Annotated in this window: 15 protein-coding genes and 2 tRNA genes; 6 read left to right on the top strand and 11 right to left on the bottom strand. The window is 66.4% G+C overall.

What is annotated here, in order from left to right; translation table 11 throughout:
• Window positions 1–10: 10 nt before the first annotated feature.
• Window positions 11–1,021 (bottom strand): malate dehydrogenase, encoded by a 1,011-nt coding sequence (locus E3227_RS06515; RefSeq protein WP_144317942.1) that lies wholly within the window; start codon window positions 1,019–1,021, stop codon window positions 11–13.
• Between the two features lie 206 nt (window positions 1,022–1,227).
• Here E3227_RS06515 and E3227_RS06510 point away from each other — a divergent pair, with 206 nt between their 5' ends.
• Window positions 1,228–2,019: a TetR/AcrR family transcriptional regulator gene (locus E3227_RS06510; RefSeq protein WP_144317941.1), complete on the top strand. Its 792-nt coding sequence runs from the start codon at window positions 1,228–1,230 to the stop codon at window positions 2,017–2,019.
• A gap of 3 nt (window positions 2,020–2,022) precedes the next feature.
• Here E3227_RS06510 and clpX read toward each other — a convergent pair whose 3' ends face one another.
• The 6 genes from clpX to E3227_RS06480 all read right to left on the bottom strand — a co-directional run bounded on the left by clpX (window position 2,023) and on the right by E3227_RS06480 (window position 7,511).
• Window positions 2,023–3,309 carry an ATP-dependent Clp protease ATP-binding subunit ClpX gene (gene clpX / locus E3227_RS06505; RefSeq protein WP_144317940.1) on the bottom strand — a complete coding sequence of 429 codons (1,287 nt, stop codon included), beginning with the start codon at window positions 3,307–3,309 and terminating at the stop codon, window positions 2,023–2,025.
• 96 nt (window positions 3,310–3,405) lie between these two features.
• On the bottom strand, window positions 3,406–4,518 hold the full coding sequence (locus tag E3227_RS06500) for a ribonuclease HI (RefSeq protein WP_144317939.1): 1,113 nt from the start codon (window positions 4,516–4,518) through the stop codon (window positions 3,406–3,408).
• Between the two features lie 29 nt (window positions 4,519–4,547).
• Complete coding sequence (locus E3227_RS06495; RefSeq protein WP_144317938.1) at window positions 4,548–5,168, bottom strand: ATP-dependent Clp protease proteolytic subunit; 621 nt, start codon at window positions 5,166–5,168, stop codon at window positions 4,548–4,550.
• A 22-nt stretch (window positions 5,169–5,190) separates the two neighbouring features.
• The gene (locus E3227_RS06490) at window positions 5,191–5,784 is read right to left on the bottom strand and encodes an ATP-dependent Clp protease proteolytic subunit (RefSeq protein ID WP_040422464.1); all 594 of its coding nucleotides are present in this window, start codon (window positions 5,782–5,784) and stop codon (window positions 5,191–5,193) included.
• A gap of 175 nt (window positions 5,785–5,959) precedes the next feature.
• Window positions 5,960–7,348, bottom strand: coding sequence for a trigger factor (gene tig, locus E3227_RS06485; RefSeq protein WP_144317937.1), 1,389 nt, complete (start codon window positions 7,346–7,348; stop codon window positions 5,960–5,962).
• 89 nt (window positions 7,349–7,437) lie between these two features.
• Window positions 7,438–7,511, bottom strand: a tRNA-Pro gene (locus E3227_RS06480).
• A gap of 441 nt (window positions 7,512–7,952) precedes the next feature.
• On the opposite strand from E3227_RS06480, the gene E3227_RS06475 reads away from it, so the two are divergent.
• Window positions 7,953–10,019, top strand: coding sequence for a neutral/alkaline non-lysosomal ceramidase N-terminal domain-containing protein (locus E3227_RS06475; protein ID WP_144317936.1), 2,067 nt, complete (start codon window positions 7,953–7,955; stop codon window positions 10,017–10,019).
• A 40-nt stretch (window positions 10,020–10,059) separates the two neighbouring features.
• On the opposite strand, the gene E3227_RS06470 is transcribed toward E3227_RS06475, so the two are convergent.
• Window positions 10,060–10,134: transfer RNA gene (locus E3227_RS06470), tRNA-Gly, on the bottom strand.
• 119 nt (window positions 10,135–10,253) lie between these two features.
• On the opposite strand from E3227_RS06470, the gene E3227_RS06465 reads away from it, so the two are divergent.
• The 4 genes from E3227_RS06465 (at window position 10,254) to E3227_RS06450 (ending at window position 14,177) form a co-directional block, all read left to right on the top strand.
• Complete coding sequence (locus E3227_RS06465; RefSeq protein WP_144317935.1) at window positions 10,254–11,063, top strand: DUF1542 domain-containing protein; 810 nt, start codon at window positions 10,254–10,256, stop codon at window positions 11,061–11,063.
• A gap of 127 nt (window positions 11,064–11,190) precedes the next feature.
• Window positions 11,191–11,982, top strand: coding sequence for an electron transfer flavoprotein subunit beta/FixA family protein (locus E3227_RS06460; protein WP_006839748.1), 792 nt, complete (start codon window positions 11,191–11,193; stop codon window positions 11,980–11,982).
• On the top strand, window positions 11,979–12,911 hold the full coding sequence (locus E3227_RS06455; protein WP_144317934.1) for an electron transfer flavoprotein subunit alpha/FixB family protein: 933 nt from the start codon (window positions 11,979–11,981) through the stop codon (window positions 12,909–12,911). The genes E3227_RS06460 and E3227_RS06455 overlap by 4 nt, the downstream gene beginning before the upstream one ends.
• Before the next feature lie 6 nt (window positions 12,912–12,917).
• Entirely contained in the window at window positions 12,918–14,177 is a 1,260-nt protein-coding gene (locus E3227_RS06450; protein ID WP_144317933.1) for a cytochrome b/b6 domain-containing protein, read from the top strand.
• Here E3227_RS06450 and E3227_RS06445 read toward each other — a convergent pair.
• The 3 genes from E3227_RS06445 to E3227_RS06435 are packed head-to-tail and all read right to left on the bottom strand — an operon-like array spanning window position 14,174 to window position 18,035.
• Window positions 14,174–15,931, bottom strand: coding sequence for a glycosyltransferase (locus E3227_RS06445; protein ID WP_144317932.1), 1,758 nt, complete (start codon window positions 15,929–15,931; stop codon window positions 14,174–14,176). The two genes, E3227_RS06450 and E3227_RS06445, sit on opposite strands and share 4 nt — an antisense overlap.
• Window positions 15,928–17,031 carry a glycosyltransferase gene (locus E3227_RS06440; RefSeq protein WP_144317931.1) on the bottom strand — a complete coding sequence of 368 codons (1,104 nt, stop codon included), beginning with the start codon at window positions 17,029–17,031 and terminating at the stop codon, window positions 15,928–15,930. The genes E3227_RS06445 and E3227_RS06440 overlap by 4 nt, the downstream gene beginning before the upstream one ends.
• The gene (locus tag E3227_RS06435) at window positions 17,028–18,035 is read right to left on the bottom strand and encodes a glycosyltransferase family protein (RefSeq protein ID WP_144317930.1); all 1,008 of its coding nucleotides are present in this window, start codon (window positions 18,033–18,035) and stop codon (window positions 17,028–17,030) included. The genes E3227_RS06440 and E3227_RS06435 overlap by 4 nt, the downstream gene beginning before the upstream one ends.
• Between the last annotated feature and the right edge of the window lie 64 nt (window positions 18,036–18,099).

Raw genomic sequence — 18,099 nt, 5'->3', positions numbered from 1 at the left:
GGGCCTTAGTCTAGCCGTGCGTTGCGACGCCCTGAAACAGGCTATCGGCCACGGCGGCCTCGTCGCGCAGCGCGGCGATGTTGCGCTCAATGCGCTCGCGCTGGAACTCGCTCAGCTCAAGGCCCTCGACGACGCTGAAGCGCCCGTTGAGGCCCACGGTGGGAAAGCCGAACACCAAGCCCTCGTCGACGCCGTACTCGCCTGTCGACGGCTGCGCCACCGTGGTCCACTTCCCGCCGGTGCCAGCGACCCAATCGTGCATGTGGTCAACGGCAGCCGACGCCGCCGAGGCCGCCGACGACGAGCCGCGCACCTCAATAATCTCCGCCCCACGCTTGGCGACGCGCCCGATGAACTCGTCGAGGTACCACTGCCGGTCGACGCGGTCGCTGAGACTGTCTCCCCCGGCGCGCAGGTACTCGATGTCGGCGAACTGCGTATCGGAATGGTTCCCCCACACCACCAGGCCATCGAGGTCGCCGACGGGGACATTGAGCTTGGCCGCAAGCTGCGAGGCCGCCCGGTTGTGGTCCAGCCGCATCATCGCGTTGAAGTGCTCGCCGGGGATATCGGGCGCGGCCTTGGAGGCGATGTAGGCGTTGGTGTTCGCGGGGTTGCCGACGACGAGCACGCGAACGTCGCTGGCAGCGCCGCTGTTGAGGGCGCGGCCCTGCTCCGTGAAGATGCGCCCGTTCGCCTCCAGCAGGTCTTCGCGGGACTCACCCTTGCCGCGCGGCTTGGCGCCGACCAGGAAGGCGGCGTTGACCCCGTCGAAGGCCTGCTCGGCGGAATCGGTGACGTTGATTGAGCTCAGCAGCGGAAACGCGGAATCGGCCAGCTCCATGGCCACGCCCTCGGCGACGTGCACGGCGTCCGGGATCTCCAGCAGGGTCAGGTTGATCGCGCGCTCGGGCCCCCAGACATCGCCGGAGGCGATTCTCCACAGTAGCGAGTAGGCGATGTTGCCTCCCGCTCCCGAGACGGCGACGTTGACGGGTTGTGTCGTGCTGTTGTGGCTCATGGCGCGTCCTGCCTGATCGTGGTGGTGACTTCCGCGTCCAGTATAGGCTGCTTTTCGACGCCCTCCTCCCCCCCATAAAGGTGGCAACGCGGGCGTTTTTGCGTCGTATTCGCCGGGGCTTTTGCACATAGGCAGTCGGTTTCGGGCACCATAGGGGGTGCATTGCAACGATCGCTTGCCCGAAACGCACTTTCAAAGGAGCACCCTTGGCCCACACGCCACGCGCGGATCTCTCCTCGGACCCTGCCGCGGAGCTCGGCGGATTCGCCTCCCGCGCGCCCGGCGGCGAAACCCGAGAGAGCCTCGACCGCGTTGTTGACGTTGCGCTGACGATGTTCGCGAAGGAGGGGTTCGCGAACACGAAGCTTGACGACATCTCCCGCCAATCCGGGATGTCCAAGCGCATGATCCACTACCACTTCGTGGATAAGAAGGCCCTCTACCGGCGCGCTCTGACTCACGCGATGCAGCGCATCACCCCGCCCGCCGACGTGCTCAACCGCTCCCACGCCGTACCCGTGGAGGGGATGCGCAGGTTCATCGACGCGATTTTCTACCGCTTCCAGGACAACACCGATGCCGTGGCACTGATGCTGCGCGAAAACCTCGACCCGGTGCTTGACCAGAGCGAAACGGCCGCGCTCAACGGCCACTCCGACGTTGTCCTGCACATGGAGCGCCTGCTTTTACTCGGGCAGGATTCGGGCGCGTTTCGCCCCGGCATCTCCGCCGAGGACGTGCTGCTGCTCGTCTCCTCGGTCTGTGTGTTTCGGATCAGCAGCCACAAGGCGTCGCTCGCACTCGGCCACATAAAGCTGACCAACCAACGCAACACCGAAGGGCTGCGCCGCATGACCATCGACATGGTGCTCGGGTTTTTGACCTCGAACATCCCCGACTCGGGCTACGCCAGCTATCTGGAGGCCGCCGCCACCCCGGCGCAGCCGAGCACGGCGCCCTCGGATTCCTACGGCATCGAGGAACCCGAGCTGTACTAGCCGCTAGGCGGTTTTTCCTTCTGACTTCGCCTCGGTGACGTACTCCGGGTCCGCCTCCCCGCGCACGACCGCCGCGTTAATGACCACCCGGGTGACGTCCTCGCGATCGGGCAGGTCGAACATGACCGGGACGAGCAGCTCTTCCATGATGGCGCGCAGGCCTCGCGCGCCGGTCTTGCGCTCCGCCGCCCGGTCCGCGATCTCGCCGAGCGCGTCGTCGGTGATCTCCAGCTCCGCGCCGTCGAGAGTAAACAGGCGGGCGTACTGCTTGACCAGCGAGTTCTTCGGCTCCTTGAGCACGCGAACGAGCGCGTCGCGGTCGAGGTCCTCGACGTTGGCGAGGATGGGAAGGCGCCCAATGAACTCGGGGATGAGCCCGAACTTCACAAGGTCTCCGGGCATGACCTTGCCCAGCAGGTTGGCGTCGTCACGCTCGCTCTTTGAGTCGATCTCCGCGCCGAAGCCGATGCCGCGCTTGCCGACGCGCTCGGCAATCACCTTGTCCAACCCAGCGAACGCGCCGGCGACGATGAACAAGATGTTGGTGGTGTCGATCTGGATGAACTCTTGGTTCGGGTGCTTGCGGCCGCCCTGCGGCGGGACGGAGGCGACGGTGCCCTCAAGGATCTTCAACAGGGCTTGCTGGACGCCCTCGCCCGACACATCACGCGTGATCGACGGGTTTTCGGACTTGCGCGAGATCTTGTCGACCTCATCGACGTAGATAATGCCGTGCTGGGCGCGATCGACGTCGAAATCGGCGGCTTGGAGCAGCTTGAGCAGGATGTTTTCCACGTCCTCGCCCACGTAACCGGCCTCGGTCAGGCTGGTGGCGTCCGCGATAGCGAACGGCACGTCGAGCATCCGCGCCAGCGTCTGCGCGAGGTAAGTCTTGCCCGAACCCGTCGGCCCGAGAAGCAAGATGTTCGACTTGGCGATCTCGACGTCGTCGTCACGCTTGCGGCTGCTCAGCGAGGCCGGGGACTGCGAGCGGATGCGCTTGTAGTGGTTGTACACGGCGACGGCGAGGGTGCGCTTGGCCGTGTCCTGGCCAATGACGTACTGGTCGAGGAAACCCACGATCTCGGAGGGCTTGGGCAGCTTCTCCGCGTCCGCGTCGTTGGCCCCCTGCGAGCCGGCGAGCTCTTCCTCGATGATTTCGTTGCACAGCTCGATGCACTCGTCACAGATGTAAACACCGCCGCCGGCGATGAGCTTCTTCACCTGCTTCTGACTCTTTCCGCAGAAGGAGCACTTGAGCAGGTCAGCGCTTTCTTGCATGTGTGCCATTCGGGTTTTGCTCTCGCTTCGTCTCGGGTATGTGTCCCTTCACTCTAGTAAAGGGGTCAAGTTGGCCGTGCCCAGCCGCGCTTAAGGCCGTGGTAATTACGTGGTTTTCGGCGCTTGGCCGCGCCCTCTGCGCCCCCGGCGGCGTCTCTTGCGTCGCCGCGGCGCCCCGCCCTCCGTTGCCTCCGCCAGCGAGGACGCGATCCCCTTCTTCAACGCGGCTTCGGAGGCCTCCTGGGGGTGCACTGAGGCGCGCATCGCCAGGTACGCGATCTGGTCCGCGGCCTTGTTCAGCGGGTCGCCAGAGTGACCGAGGACCCGCTTGAGGGTGAGGTCCAGCGACTCAGACGCCTCGCGCCACGCTTCGTAGTAGTCGCGGCGCACGTTGCCGCGAATGCCACCACGGCGGCGCCCGTCGGTTCCCCGCTTGTGCATCTCGTGGGCCGCGGCTAGCGCTCCGGCGGAGTCGCTCTCGATCGTCGCGCTTCGCGCACCGACGCGCACGGCGTAGCGCAGCGCCTTGGTCAGCGCCACCAGCTCGAGGTCGTCGATGCTCGCGGTGGTGGATTTCGTCTCCACCTCGTAATCGCCCGTCGACGCGACGAAGCAGACGCTACCCGTGGAGTGCGTGTCCGACGACGCGTCGCACGAGATAGTGACCGCATCGACGTCGCGCGCCTCGGTGCGCGAGTAGCTTGGCAACCACTGGGTCTCCGGCGCTGCTTCGCGGGCCGCTTTACGACGCCTGCGCCGCTCGCCCTCAGGCACGCGTATCGACGTCGCCTTGCGCCGGCGCTGCATCAAACTCGTCGCGCGCCGGACCGCCCGGTTCTGCGGGGAGAACGACCCCGACACATCGAACCCGGCCTTTTGCAGCAGCGAGCGCAGCGCGATCTGACGCTTGCCCGTGACCACCCACACGTCGCGCGCTGAGACGTTCAGTTTTGCCAGCTCGGCCTCGAGCGCCTCGACCGCCAACGGGTCGGGGTCGCGCTCGGCAACCCCGTCCTCGCAGACGCTGCGCCGGTTCTTGCCACCGTCGATCGCGATGATCCAACCCTTGCGCTCCGCGTCGTTGCCGGACTTCCACGGCTCCTCCCACATGGCGATGGCCACGTGCACGCGGCGCGACACCTGTTCTGCGGTTACTTCACGGGTGGCGTAGGTGCGCGAGGATGACCCGCCCAGGGTTCCTAGCGATATTTTCTCCATGTTCCCCACGTCAGCGGGCCCTCGTACTCCTAACGGTTGAGCTTGCGGTAGTCGAAGACCTGGTCGATGATGCCGTACTCCGCGGCTTCGTCGGCGGTGAGGATCTTGTCGCGGTCGGTGTCTTTGCGGATCTGCTCGGCACTGCGCCCGGTGTGCTCAGCCAAGGTCGACTCCATCAATCGACGCATGCGCTCGATCTCCGCGGCCTGGATTTCCAGATCCGAAACCTGGCCTTGCGTGCCCTGGGTCGCGGGCTGGTGGATGAGCACGCGCGAGTTGGGAAGGGCTGCGCGCTTGCCGGGGGCGCCGGCGGCGAGGATCACGGCGGCGGCCGATGCCGCCTGACCCAGGCAGACAGTCTGCACGTCGGGGCGCACGTACTGCATGGTGTCGTAGATAGCCATCAGCGCGGTGAAGGATCCACCCGGAGAGTTGATGTACATGGTGATGTCGCGATCCGGGTCCTGCGATTCGAGCACGAGCAGCTGCGCCATCACATCGTTGGCGGAGGTGTCGTCTACCTGGGTGCCGAGAAACACGATGCGCTCTTCGAAGAGCTTGCCGTAAGGGTCGATCTGCTTCGTGCCGAAGGAGGTTTCCTCCAAAAACTGCGGCAGAACGTAGCGGGAGGTGGGCATCTGGAAATTCATGGTAAAAGTCTCCTTGTTCTGCTTAGTTGCCGACGGTTCCGTCGGTGGCCTGGCGTGCGTCCGAAATAACGTGGTCGACGATGCCGTATTCCTTGGCTTCCTGAGCGGTGAACCAGCGGTCTCGGTCGGAGTCCTTGGTGATCTGCTCAAACGTCTGGCCGGTGTGCTCGGCGATGAGCTCGGCCATCTCGCGCTTCGTCGCTGCGAACTGCTCGGCCTGGATCGCGATGTCCGCGGCCGTGCCGCCGACGCCCGCCGAGGGCTGGTGCATCATGATGCGCGCGTGCGGCAGGGCGTAGCGCTTGCCCTTGGTGCCTCCCGAAAGCAGGAACTGGCCCATGGAAGCCGCCAGGCCCATCCCGTAGGTCGCAATGTCGCAGGGCGAGTACTTCATGGTGTCGTAAATGGCCATGCCTGCGGTGACGGATCCGCCCGGGGAATTGATGTAGAGGGAGATGTCGCGGGTCGGATCCTCGGCGGACAGAAGCAGGATCTGGGCGCAAAGCTTGTTGGCGATCTCGTCGTCGACCTGCTGGCCGAGAAAAATAATGCGCTCGCGCAGCAGGCGCTCGTAGACGGAGTCGCCGAGGTTCATTCCGGGTTGCGGAGAAGTCATTTTGGCTCCTTAGGCGTAAAAAGTGTTCAGCGGTCAATGCCACCACACTACTAGCCGGTTTCGGCTTGTGAAGCGGTGTTCGCTACGGGCGTACGCAGTGCTTGTTGAGCGCTTTCGCTGACAAGGAAACCCCCCGCCAGGAAGCGGAGGGTCTCACACGGTTGCGTGCGGCGGCTTAGGACTCGGAGGACTCAGTGGACTCGTTGGCCTCGGACGCGGTGCTTTCCTCAGCGGACTCGTCCTCGATCTCGCCGAAGTACTCGTTCGGGTCGACAGAGTTGCCCTCGGAGTCGGTCACGGTCGTACGCGAGATCGCGGCGGCAAGCGCCTTGCCGCGACGCACGTCGGAGAAGAGGTTGGCAATCTGGCCGGACTGCTGCAGCTGGGCGACGAACTGGTTCGGGTCCATGCCGTAGGACTGCGCGGTGAACAGGATGTGGTCGGTCAGCTCCTGCTGGGAGACCTCCGGTTGCTCCTGCTCTGCAAGGGCATCGAGGAAGAGCTGGGTGCGGACGGACTCTTCGGCCTGCTCGCGGGTCTTGGCGTCGAACTCCTCGCGGGTCGTGCCCTGGGCCTCAAGAAGCTGGGCGAGCGCGTTCTCGTCGTGCGCCATCTGGCCCAGGAGCTGGTGCAGCTGGTTGTGCGCCTGCTCCTCCACAATGGACTCCGGCAGGGCGAACTCGGACTGCGCCAGGGCCGCCTTGAGCACCTCGTCGCGGATCTCCGCGGCCTGCTCGGCCTTCTTCGTCTCCTCGAGCTGGGTCTTGGTGGACTCGCGCAACTCCTCGACGGTGTCAAACTCGGAAGCCATCTGCGCGAACTCGTCGTCAAGCTCCGGCAGGATGCGCTCCTTGGTCTGCTGCACGTGGACCTTGACGGCTGCTTCCTCGCCCTTGTGCTCGCCGTACTCGATGGTTGCGGTGAACTCGGCATCCTCGCCGGCCTTCAGGCCCTTGACTGCCTTGTCGAGGCCCTCGATGAGGTCGTCGGAGCCAACCTCGTAGGACAGGCCCTCGGTGGAGGCCTCGTCGATGGTCTCGCCGTCGATCTCGGCGGTCAGGTCGATGACGGCGAAGTCACCCTTCTTCAGCTTGCGGGTGGTGTCCTTCAGCTCACCGAAGCGGGCGCGCAGGTTGTCGAGCTCCGCGTCCACGGCGTCGTCGTCAACGCTGAGCGCCTCGACGTTGACGGAGATGGCGGAGAAGTCGGGCACCGTGATCTCGGGGCGGATGTCGACCTCGGCGGTGAACTGCACCTCCTCGTTGTCCTCGATCTTGGTGATGTCGATCTGCGGCTGGCCGAGCGGGTTGAGCTCGTTTTCCGTGATCGCGCGCTCGTAGCGGGTCGGCAGCATGTCGTTGACAACCTGCTCGAGCACCGGGCCGCGGCCGAAGCGAGCGTCGATAAGCTGGCGCGGTGCCTTGCCACGGCGGAAACCGGGGATGGTGACCTGCTGGGCGATCGCTTGGTAGGCCTGGTCAATCTCGGCACCGAGCTCGTCGAACGGCACGTTCACGGTCAGCTTGACGCGGGTGTCGCTGAGCTTATCGACGGTTGTTTTCACGGATGTCTCCTGTAGTGGTTCTAAGTTACGTAGTCTTTTGAAAATACCTGCCACGGCCAGTCATCTGCCCGGCGGCTGATTGGCCATTGTCGGGGCGACAGGATTTGAACCTGCGACCCCCTGCTCCCAAAGCAGGTGCGCTACCAAGCTGCGCCACGCCCCGTATCCGACTACTGCAAGCCGTCTGGCCCACGGTTTCACGATTGTAGCGTGAGCGATTTCCCGCGCTCGCCATTGGGCCGGTTTTGGGCTCTGCCGCCGGCTCAGGTTGGGATCACGGAGCCGCTGGAGTCGCGATGGTCCGCGCCTGTGCACTCGTCGCAAGGGCCGAACCGAGCCGCCGAGAAGCTTCGTCCGAAGCGCCTTGCCCGAAATCGGGATTCTTCCGTTTGGCCCTAAAAATGTTTTGCAAACCTACGTGGCCGAACCGAGAGTTTGCAAAGATCTTTGTAGACCTTCGTCAGCTTGGGAAAACGGTGCACATCCTCCTCTCAGGGTGTGGGCACTACCCAACCGCGTAGGCGTTCGCCACTGGATCTATGTTGATCGGTTCGTCGGAGTCAACCGCATAACTCAAGGTAACCGGCAGGAAAGGATTGTCACCATGAGCACCGAGAAACCCGTAGCGCGAACGGTGAGTCGCCGCACCTTCCTTGGTTCAGCGGCAGCAACCGTCGCGTTCGCCGCTGCGACGTCGGGCCCTGCCCACCCCGCCGCCAACGCTTCCGCGCCCAACGCGGCAGATGGGACGGGCGCCGCCGGGGTCGCCATGAACGTGGGCCGGGGCATGGCGGACATCACCGGCGAACCCCTCGGCGCCGGGATGAACGGCTACGCGGTGCCGAAGCAGATCTCGTCTGGTCTCCACCAGCGCCAGTTCGCCCGCGCGTTCGTCTTCGACGACGGAAACGGGGGCCGCGTGGCCCACGTGACCGTCGATATGGGGCTGATGTTCCAGGCAATTCATCTGGAAGTAATCCGCCGCTTGCAGGCGCGATTCGGGAACCGCTACCACGACGGCAACGTGCTCATCGCGGCGACACACACTCACGTCGCGCCCGGAGGCAGCTCGGGGCACCTTTTGGTGGACATCACCACGTTCGGGTTCCGGCCGGTCACGTTCGAGGCCTACGTCGCCGGCATCGTTTCGGCCGTCGAGCGCGCCGACGCGGACGTCCAGCCAAGCACCGTCTCGCTAACGCGAGGCCAGGTTCACGATGCGGGAGTGAACAGGTCCAAGGCCGCATTCGACCGCAACCCCGAGGAAGACAAGGCCGTGAACCCGGACGGCGTCGACCGGGAGTCGGCGACGTTGCACGTGCTTCGCGACGGCCGGTCGGTTGGTTTCATCAACTGGTACGGAATTCACCCCACCACGTTCGGCCCGGAGCACACCCTCATTTCGGGCGATAACAAGGGCTACGCCGCCTGGCTCGCAGAGCACCGCGCGGGCGTCGATCACTGCGACCCGGCCAGCGCGCCGTTCGTCGCCGCCTTCGCAACCTCCACCCCAGGCGACGTCACGCCCAACCACGGGCTGCACCCGCACAGCGGGCCGGGGGGCGAGGACGAGTACGCGTCGGCGAGGATTCTGGGGCTGCGCCAGCTCGATGGGGTTAGTGGTCGTCCGATCGAGCTTGCAGGGGGTGGGATTGATTCGCGGCACCGCTGGGTGAACATGCGCAACGTTTCGGTCGACGGAAGGTGGACCACCGACGGCCGCCCAGGAAAAACCGGGCCCGCCATCTTGGGGGCGGCGTTTGCCGCATCCTCGCAGGAAGACGGCGGTGGCGAACCCCTGCTCGGGTTCAACGAGGGTGAGCGCGGCGGCACCCCGTGGGTGCAACAAGTGAACAAGGTTGTCGTGCCACCCTCGGTAGCTGAAGTTCATGCGCCGAAAGAGATGCTCCTGCCCGTGGGCTACATCGACGGGCTCGTGCAGCAGACCGACCTTTTCCTTGTCCACCGCATCGGCGGCGTCGTCATCGCGTCGTTGCCCTTCGAACCGACGGTGACCGCCGGTCTGCGCATCCGCCGGGCTGTGGCGGAAGCCCTCGACGTGCCCTTCGACGCGGTGATCGCGCAAGGCTACGTCAACGGCTACTCCCACTACTTGACTACTCCCGAGGAGTACGAAACCCAGAACTACGAGGGTGGCGCGACGCTCTTCGGGCGGCACGGGCTGCCCGCGGTCGTCCAGACATTCGACCATTTGTCGTCCGCGATGGCCCACGGCATCCCCGTCGATCCCGGAGCCCCAGAGAAGGACCTCATGGGACTGATTCCTCACTCCCCGACGGGTAACCCCTTGGTTGATCTCGCGCCACTCGGCACGACGTTCGGTGACGTCATCTCCGGCCCCACGGGCCCGGTTGCGGCTGGGTCAACGGTCTCCGTCACGTTCGTCGGCGCCAATCCAAACTCCGACCTGCGCCATGAGCGTGGCTTCTTCTTCGTCGAAACGGCAGACGGTCGACGGGTTGCTGACGATTCGCACGAAGACACCGTTATTGAATGGGCCAGCAACTTCGGCCAGGTGAACACGACGATTACGTGGCACACTGCCGCGGCGGGTCCGGGCGAGTACGTGATCAGGTACTTCGGGTCGTCGCGCAGCCTGACTGGAAACTTGACTCCCTTTGAGGGAACAGCGCAGGTGACGGTGCAGTAGCAGTATCACGCGGGCCCGGCCCGTGGTGCTGTTGTGAAAGTGGAGGGAATGACGGGAATCGAACCCGCGTCTTCAGCTTGGAAGGCTGAGGTATTAGCCACTATACGACATTCCCATGCGGTAACGCGGGTCATAGTGTAACGCACTGCACGGCCGGTGACCAAAAGGGGAACTAATTTCACGCTGCGCCCGTTTGACTTGGGTGAAAGCTACCTTCTAAAGAGAGGCTAACCCGTGGAACTGCTACTCCTGCTCGCCGTCGTCGGCGGCGCCGTCTACCTGATCAGCACTCGCGCGCGTGGTGGATCGCGCAAGCAGCTTGAGCAAGAGCAGCTTGACGACGCCCTCGCTGACGCCAAGCGCTGGACCGACCGGCTCGGCTCCCAAGTGCTTAACCTAGCCGGCACTGACACCGCATCCACCCAGGCCATGGCGGACGCCTCCGAGCGTTTCACCGCAGCTTCCGCCGCGCTTGCCGACGCCCGCACTGTCAAGCAGGCACACCTGGCACGCGAATCCGCCCTCGAGGGTCTGCACTACGTCAACGCCGCCCGTGAGATCATGGGCATGCCCCCTGGCCCGCCGCTGCCGGAGCTCGAAGGTCAGCGCCGCGCGGGCCGCGTCACGGAGCAGCGCACAGTGACCCAGGAAGACGGCACGGAGATTACTGCATCTCCCACCGCCTCCGAGCAGACCCCGCACTATTACCCCGGTGGTTCTGTGGCGGGTCGCCCTGTGCCCGCCGGGTGGTACTCGTCCGCGTGGTGGGCTCCCGCAATGATGACGGGCATGTGGGCCGCGAGCTCGATGATGTTCTACTCGGCCATGTTCGCCGGTATGGCCGGCACTCCGTCCGCGACCGAGTTCGAAGCCGGTGACGCTGGTGCCGATGCGGGCGCCGATATGGGCGACGCCGGTGATGCGGGCGCAGACGCGGGTGATGCCGGAGGCGATTTCGGCGGGGACGCCGGCGGCGACGGCGGCTTCTTCGGTGGCGATTTCGGCGGCGACGGCGGCTTCGATTTCGGCGGTTTCGACTTCTAAGCCCGCAACGGCACCGCTGCCCCACCGCTACTGTGAAGGCAGCACTGCCCAATGGGGGCGCGGCCGCGGCGGCGCGCTAGACTCTCCGGAAGCATTGCTTTGACCATCTAGCTGGTAAGGAGCCGCGATGCGCATTGCCGTATTGCTGAAAGAAGTTCCGGATACGTACAGCGACCGCACCATGAACCTCGAGACGGGCCTGACGGACCGCACGGGTGACGTCGTCGCCGACGAGGTAGGCGAGCGCGCCGTCGAGGCCGCCCTGCGGATCGCGGAGGCCGCCGGCGACAGTTCGGTCGACATTTTAAGCGTCGGCCCGGAAAGTGCGGTCGGCTCGATCCGCAAAGGGATCGCGATGGGTGCGGCGGAGGCCTACCTCGTCTCGGACGAGAAACTGATCGGAGCCGATCTGACGCTGACGGCTGAGGTGCTTGCGGCGCTGGTGAAGAAGAACGGCTACGACCTCGTTGTCACCGGTGCGGCTTCGTCCGACGGCGCCAGCGGTGTCATCGCCGCGATGGTTGGCGAGCTGCTTTCCATCCCCGCCCTGACCAACCTCATCGATCTCAGCGTCGAGGGCACCACGGTCACCGCCAGCCAAGCCAGCGATGGCGCGGTGGTCCAGCTGACCTGCGAGCTGCCCGCCGTTGCTGCGGTGTCGGACGAGTTCCCGGACGCACGCTTCCCCAACTTCAAGGGCCTGATGGCGGCGAAGAAGAAGGAGATCAACGCGGTCACCCTCGACGAGCTCGGAGTCGATCCGGAGGATTGGACTCACCCGCGCGCCATTGTGGTCGACATCGCGCAGCGCCCCGCCCGCGAACGCGGAGAGATCATCAACGGCAACTCCGAGGCCGCAGCCAAGCTGGTCGACTTCCTCGAATCCAAAAACCTCACCACCCGGGAGGCACGCGCATGACGGACATCCTCGTCGTCATCAACCCCACGCACGACGACTCGCTCGACCTCGCGGCGGCGGAGCTGATCGGCGCAACCAGCGAGATCGGCACGCCGGTGGCGCTGACGGTCACCGCCGATCACGCCGACGAGCTGGCGTCGCTGGGAGCCAGCCGCGTGCTTGTCGCGCCGGGAGCCTCGCTTGTCGACGCCACCGTCGCCGCGTTCGACCTGCTCTACCCGGCTGCAGTCGTGTTTGGCCATTCCGTGCGCGGGCGCGAAACCGCCGCCCGTTTCGCCGCGCGCACCCGCAAGGCCCTGCTCACCGATGTCGTCGGTCTGCGCCGCGACCCCGAGGGCGTTGTGGCAGATCACTCCAACTTCGGTGGGGCCTACACCGCCGTGGGTGCGGCGACGCATTCGGCGCCGGTGGTGACGCTGCGACCTGGGTCCGTCGACAAGCGGGCGCAGCCTTCGACGCCCGCGGTGGAAACCCTCGAAGTCGCCGCCAGTGATGCGCGCAGCGCCACGGTGGTCAAGGTCACCCCCGTCGTGCGCTCAAGCCCGCGGCCCGACCTGGTCACCGCCGACAAAGTCGTCGCCGGTGGCGTCTCGCTCGGCTCGGAGGAGTCCTTCGAGCAGCTCGTCGGCGGGCTTGCCGACGCCCTCGGCGCCGCCGTCGGCGCGACCCGCTCCGCCGTCGACGAGGGCCAGGTGCCGTACGAAGCGCAGATCGGCCAGACGGGCGTGCTCGTGTCCCCGAAACTGTACATCGGCGTCGGCATCTCGGGGGCGATCCAGCATCTCGTGGGCATGCAGACCTCCGACACGATCGTCGCCATCAACAACGATCCAGACGCGCCGATTTTCGAGGTCGCGGATTTCGGCATCGTCGGCGACATCTTCGACATCGTCCCCAAGATCATCTCCGAGCTCGACTCCAGGAAGTAGAAACCGATGCAGACACCACTGCGCCGTGGCCTCCCCCGGGTGGCAGGTGGCGAGCCCTGGCCGCCCGCCGGTGCGGTCGTTGACCTCGACGTACCCGAAACCCCCGCACCCGAAACCCCCGCACCCGCCCAGCCCGAGCCCGCAGACGGCCTCAGCGCTGTCGCGGTGCGCCGCGGTTTACCCCGCACCACTGGTGGCGAGGCGTACCCGCCGGTCAGCGAAACCTACATCGCGCTGCCTGCGGCGGCTTTGCGCGAGCCGGAACCAGCTCCAGAGCCCGCCTCCGAACCGGCGCCGGCAGCGGAAGCGACGCAGCAGCCCGCTCCCGTGAAGCCCGTGGCGCCGAAACCGGCCACCGCGAGCGCGGACACACCCTCGCGCAACTGGGCCCGGTGGCTTTCCCCCGCGATTGCGTTCGGTTTCGCCCTCGCGCTTGCCGTGCTGCTAGCGCGCTACATTGCGGGCACCGACGCAGGTGGGCAGTTCATCCAACGCTTCGACGGCCGCCAGCCGCTGCCCGCAGGCACCCCGGTGGGCATCCCCGCCTGGCTGAACTGGGCCCACTTTTTCAACATGCTCCTCATGGTGCTCATCATCAAGACGGGACTGTCCGTGCGCAGCGAGCGCAAACCCGAAGCCTACTGGGCTCCGAAGAACAACCCGCGGGCCAAGATTTCGCTGACGCTGTGGCTCCACCTGGCGCTCGACATCGCCTGGGTGGCCCTCGGCGCAGTGTTTTACGTACTGCTCTTCTCCACCGGCCAGTGGGCGCGGATCGTGCCCACGAGCTGGGACACCTTCCCCAATGCGCTCTCGGCGGGCCTGCAGTACCTCACCCTGAACTGGCCCGAGGAAAACGGCTGGGTGCATTACAACGCCCTCCAGGAGCTGACCTACTTCGCGGTCGTGTTCATCGCCGCGCCCCTGGCGATTGTCTCGGGCGCGCGGATGAGCCCGTGGTGGCCGAAGGGTTGGTCGCTGGTGTCGATGAAGGCAGCGCGCTCGATCCACTTCCCCACCATGATTTTCTTCGTGGTGTTCATCATCACCCACGTGGGGCTTGTGTTCCTGACCGGCATGCGCCGCAACCTGAACGCGATGTTCGCCGCGCGTGGCGACGTCGACCCGGCCACCTACGCCACCGACTGGACCGGCACCCTGGTCTTCCTCGGGGCGTTGGTTGTTATCGCGGCGGCGTGGTTCGCCGCGCGCCCGCTGGTGGTCGCGCCGGCTGCCCGGCTGACGGGAACCGTCTCGCAGCGCTAGGGGGTGGCGGTGCGCTGCCAGGTGCCGTCGACAAGCTCGATGGCACCTTCGGCCGCGAACTGATCCAGCCAGCCCTGCATCGGGAACTCGCCCCACTTGGAGTGGAAGTAAGCGGCGTTGGCCAGGATGTCGTCGAGGTGCTCCCACGGCGGCGAGGACACCGGGTGGTGCTGGTGGTAGGCGTGGGCGCCGCCGCCCCAGTACAGCTCGATGCCGCTGCGCTCTAAGTTGCGGGCGAAATCCGTGTCCTCCCCGCCGTAGCCGGAGAAGCCCGGGTCGAACCCGCCGAACGTTTCCTCGATGCGCTGCCACGTCTCGGCGCGCAGAGCGAACGACAGCGACCAAAACAGGTTGTAGTCGCTGGCCTTGACCACCTCCCCCGGCGCGGGGTTCGGCCTCGCCGGGTGCGGGTCGGGGTTGATGGTGCGCAGCTCGCCGGGCGCCATATACGTCACCGGGCCAGCCACCACCGCGCCCGGGTGGGTGGCAAGCGCCTCGACGTAGCCGCCCACCAGATCCCCGGAGGCGACGCAGTCCGCGTCAAGGAAGATCAGGATCTCCGCGCCGCGCTCGATCGCGGTGCGGGCGGCCAAGTTGCGCGCGGCGGCGAGGTTGCGCTGCCCGGCAACCACCGTTGACTTCGGCACCGCCTTGCGCAACGCGTGCGCGTCGGCGAGCGCGACGGTAATGTGCTCGGTGCCCTCGGGGGTGAGGTTGACCTGGTGGGTCAGGTGCGCGGCGCGGTTGGCGTCGGCAAGCGAGACAATCGCGATGCGTTGCGACGCTTGCCCGGCCACCCGCGCGATCACCTCTGCCGCCCGGCGCGCCGCGCCCTCGGTCTCCCAGCGCGACCAGTCGGGCTTAAGCGCGGCGGCGCGGCGCAGCAGCTCCGGCCACGTATCGGGGGCGGGGAAGGTTTCGGCGACGAGGGCTAGCCCGGCGCGCTGGACCTGGCGGGCGTTGAGCTTCTGCTCGATAAACGGTCGCGGTTGGGGCAGCAAAATCGCCGGAGTGTGCGTCACCGCGAGGTCCGCAATCGAGTTCTGGCCCCCGGCGCTGACCACGACGCCGGCGGCGCTGAGGATCTCCGTGGGGTCGTCGACGCGGTTGTCGCCCTCCAGATAGGTGAAGCGGTATCCCTCGCACGCCGCCTCCACGCCCGCCCAATCACTAGGCTCCCACGTCGCGCCGCCCTTGCCCGCCATGACCACCACGTGGGTGGAGTCGCGGTGCACTTGCTCGCGCATGTGCAGCCGCGAGATCCCGCCGACGGCGTGCACGCGACTTGCGTGGGCGTGTAAATGATCCGGCAGCTCCACCCACGACGGCCACGCCGCGATGATCGCGTCGGCTTGGGTATAGGCGATCTGGTGCGGGGCGTCGTCGCGAAGCCCGGGCATGGCCAGGGTGATCACGGGAACGCCCAGAAGCCGCACGAGCGCCCCGACCTCGACGGAGACGTCCACGTAGAAGGCCTTGGGGTTGTTGTCCGCGATCCACTGCGCGATCTGCGCCATGCGGCTTTGCAGGTCGCGGTTGCCGTACGGCGCGTAGTGCAGCGTCCCTCCGGCCGTCATCGCACGGCCGTGGGGGCGCTTGCGGTTGTCCATTGCGTCGTCGGCAAGCACGACGTCGGCGCTGTCGGCGGTGGACAGGATCACCGCGCGTTCGCCGAGCAGCGCCAACTGTTTCTGGATCTCCCTGCAGCGCTGCAGGTGACCGGAGCCGTGGTGGTGGGCGTAGATCCCGATCACTTCACCATCACCTCCCGGTAGAGATCCGTGTAGCGGCGCGCCGTTTGGATCAGGGAGTGGTTGTCCACCACCCATTCGCGCACCGTGGGCCGCTTGATGTGCAGCGCCGAGTGGATCGCCTTGGCCAGTGACACCACGTCGTCCGGCTGCGCCAGTGCCGCGGGCGCCTTGGCAAGCAGCTCACCGAGCCCACCGCGGGCGAACGCGGCGACGGGCGTGCCGCACGCCATCGACTCGAAAGCGACCAGGCCGAACGGCTCCTCCCAGCGTGGGGTGACCACGGTGACCGCGCAGCTTCCCACCAACGAGCGCAACCCGGCGTGGGACAGCTCTCCGAGCCAACGGATGGAATCGCCGTTGAGCCGCGGCGCGATCTCCTCCTGGAAGTAGCGGTGGTCGCCCTTGCGCCCCGCGAGCAGCAGGGGCAGACCCAGCAACCGGCAGGCGTCGATAGCTAAATGCGGGCCCTTTTCCGGCACCAGGCGGCCGAACCAGACCGCCGCTGCCCCGCCGGGTCCCGGCGTCCACTCGGAGACGTTGACCCCGTTCGGGATCACGGTAATCGGCGAGGGCGTGCGCCAGTTGCTCGCGGTCGCGTGGCTGACGGCCGCGAACTCACCCGCGTCGGCGCCCGCGCGGTCGATCACATCCTGCAGCTCGTCGAGCACCGGGGTGTGCAGCGTGGTCACCATGGGCAGGGCCTCGGGCGAAGCGGGCGAGGGGAACATCCACGGGCTCAGCGAGTTGTTGTGCACCACGTCGTAACCGCACCGCACCAGCAGCTTGCGCAGCCCGATGAACGCGCGGTCCTCCCGCTCACGCTCACCCGCGGGGTAGCCCGTATCCGTCGCCAGCTCCGGGCTCGCGCCCCAGTCCACGCCGGGCAGCTCGAACTCGGGGCAGTTGCCGTCGGAGCCGCGCGCGGCGAAGAAGTGGACCTCGTGGCCCTCCATGCGCAGCGCCTTGACCATCGTGTGGCAAAATGCCTCGAGCCCACCCGCGTAGGGCTCGCGGATGGGGTATCGCGCGGGCGCGACGAACGCGATCTTCAACCCCGGCGCGCGGCTCACCGTCGCTTCACTCGGCATCACGATCGTCATCGGCGCTGCACCTCCTCTCCTGCACTTTTCGTGGTGTTAACACTATCCAGAACGCTTCGGTATATCTCGGCGTGCGTGGCGCGCACCCGGCGCAATTGATCCACCCTATCGCCCAAATACGGCACAGTGCCACGGGCGAGGAGGCGGGTGGCTGCCTGAGCCGCGCTGGCCCCGTCCGCGCTGCGGTAGACCTCCACCGCCTCGGTCCGGTCCACCTGGTCGGCGTAGCAGCCCGTATCGGGCACGACCACGCCCGTGCCGACATCGCGGCACATCTCCAACCAGCCGGAATGCGTGCCGCGGGTGTACGGCAGCACGCAGGCGGTCAACGCCGCTACCTCGCGGTGCAGCGCCGCGTCATCGAAAGGCCCGTGCACCACCAGATCGACCTTGCCCGCCAGCTCCGCGCGCAGCTGCGCGGTGGCGGGCTCGTCGTGGACAAACACGCGCAGCGCAACGTCGCGGCTCAGATCCAGGTAAAACTGCGGGTCGCGCACGACGTTGGAGCGCAGGGACTTGAGAAACACGCCAACAACAGGTTCACGGCGCACTGTGGGTGGCTCGGCCACAATGGCGGGGTGGGGCGCGACGGTGACGTTGCGCGCGCGGAAGGCGTCGTCAAGCGTGCGCGCCGCGCACTCGGTGAGCGTGATCACCGCGCTCGCCGCACCGACGAGGGTGCGCAGCCGCTGGTGGTGCTCGGTTTGGTCCGCAAGGTGCGGGTTGTCGATGTCGTGGGCCGTGACGACGAGCGGGATGGGCAGCGTCTCAACCAACTGCTCAATCTGCTCGGGCGAGCGGTGCTCAAAGCCGAAGTGGATGTGCACCAGGTCCGCGGCGGGCGGGGTGCGCCAAAACTCGGCCTCGAGCGCCGGGTGCGGCCACCAGTTGCCGTCGATGTCCGGATCAGGCAAGTACTCAACACCGGCAGGGCGAATTGCCTGCGTGTAGGGATGTTGGGCGGGAATGGACAAAACCCGCACGGTGCGTACGTGCTTGCTCACTCCATCAATATAAACAACCGTGCATCTAAACGCTCGGATGCGTCCAGCTAAAAATTTCACCCGC

This window comes from Corynebacterium sanguinis, assembly GCF_007641235.1.
GTDB classification, from domain to species: domain Bacteria; phylum Actinomycetota; class Actinomycetes; order Mycobacteriales; family Mycobacteriaceae; genus Corynebacterium; species Corynebacterium sanguinis.
Note: the sequence above shows the minus strand (reverse complement) of the source record. Positions and strands in the feature narration are given on the sequence as shown.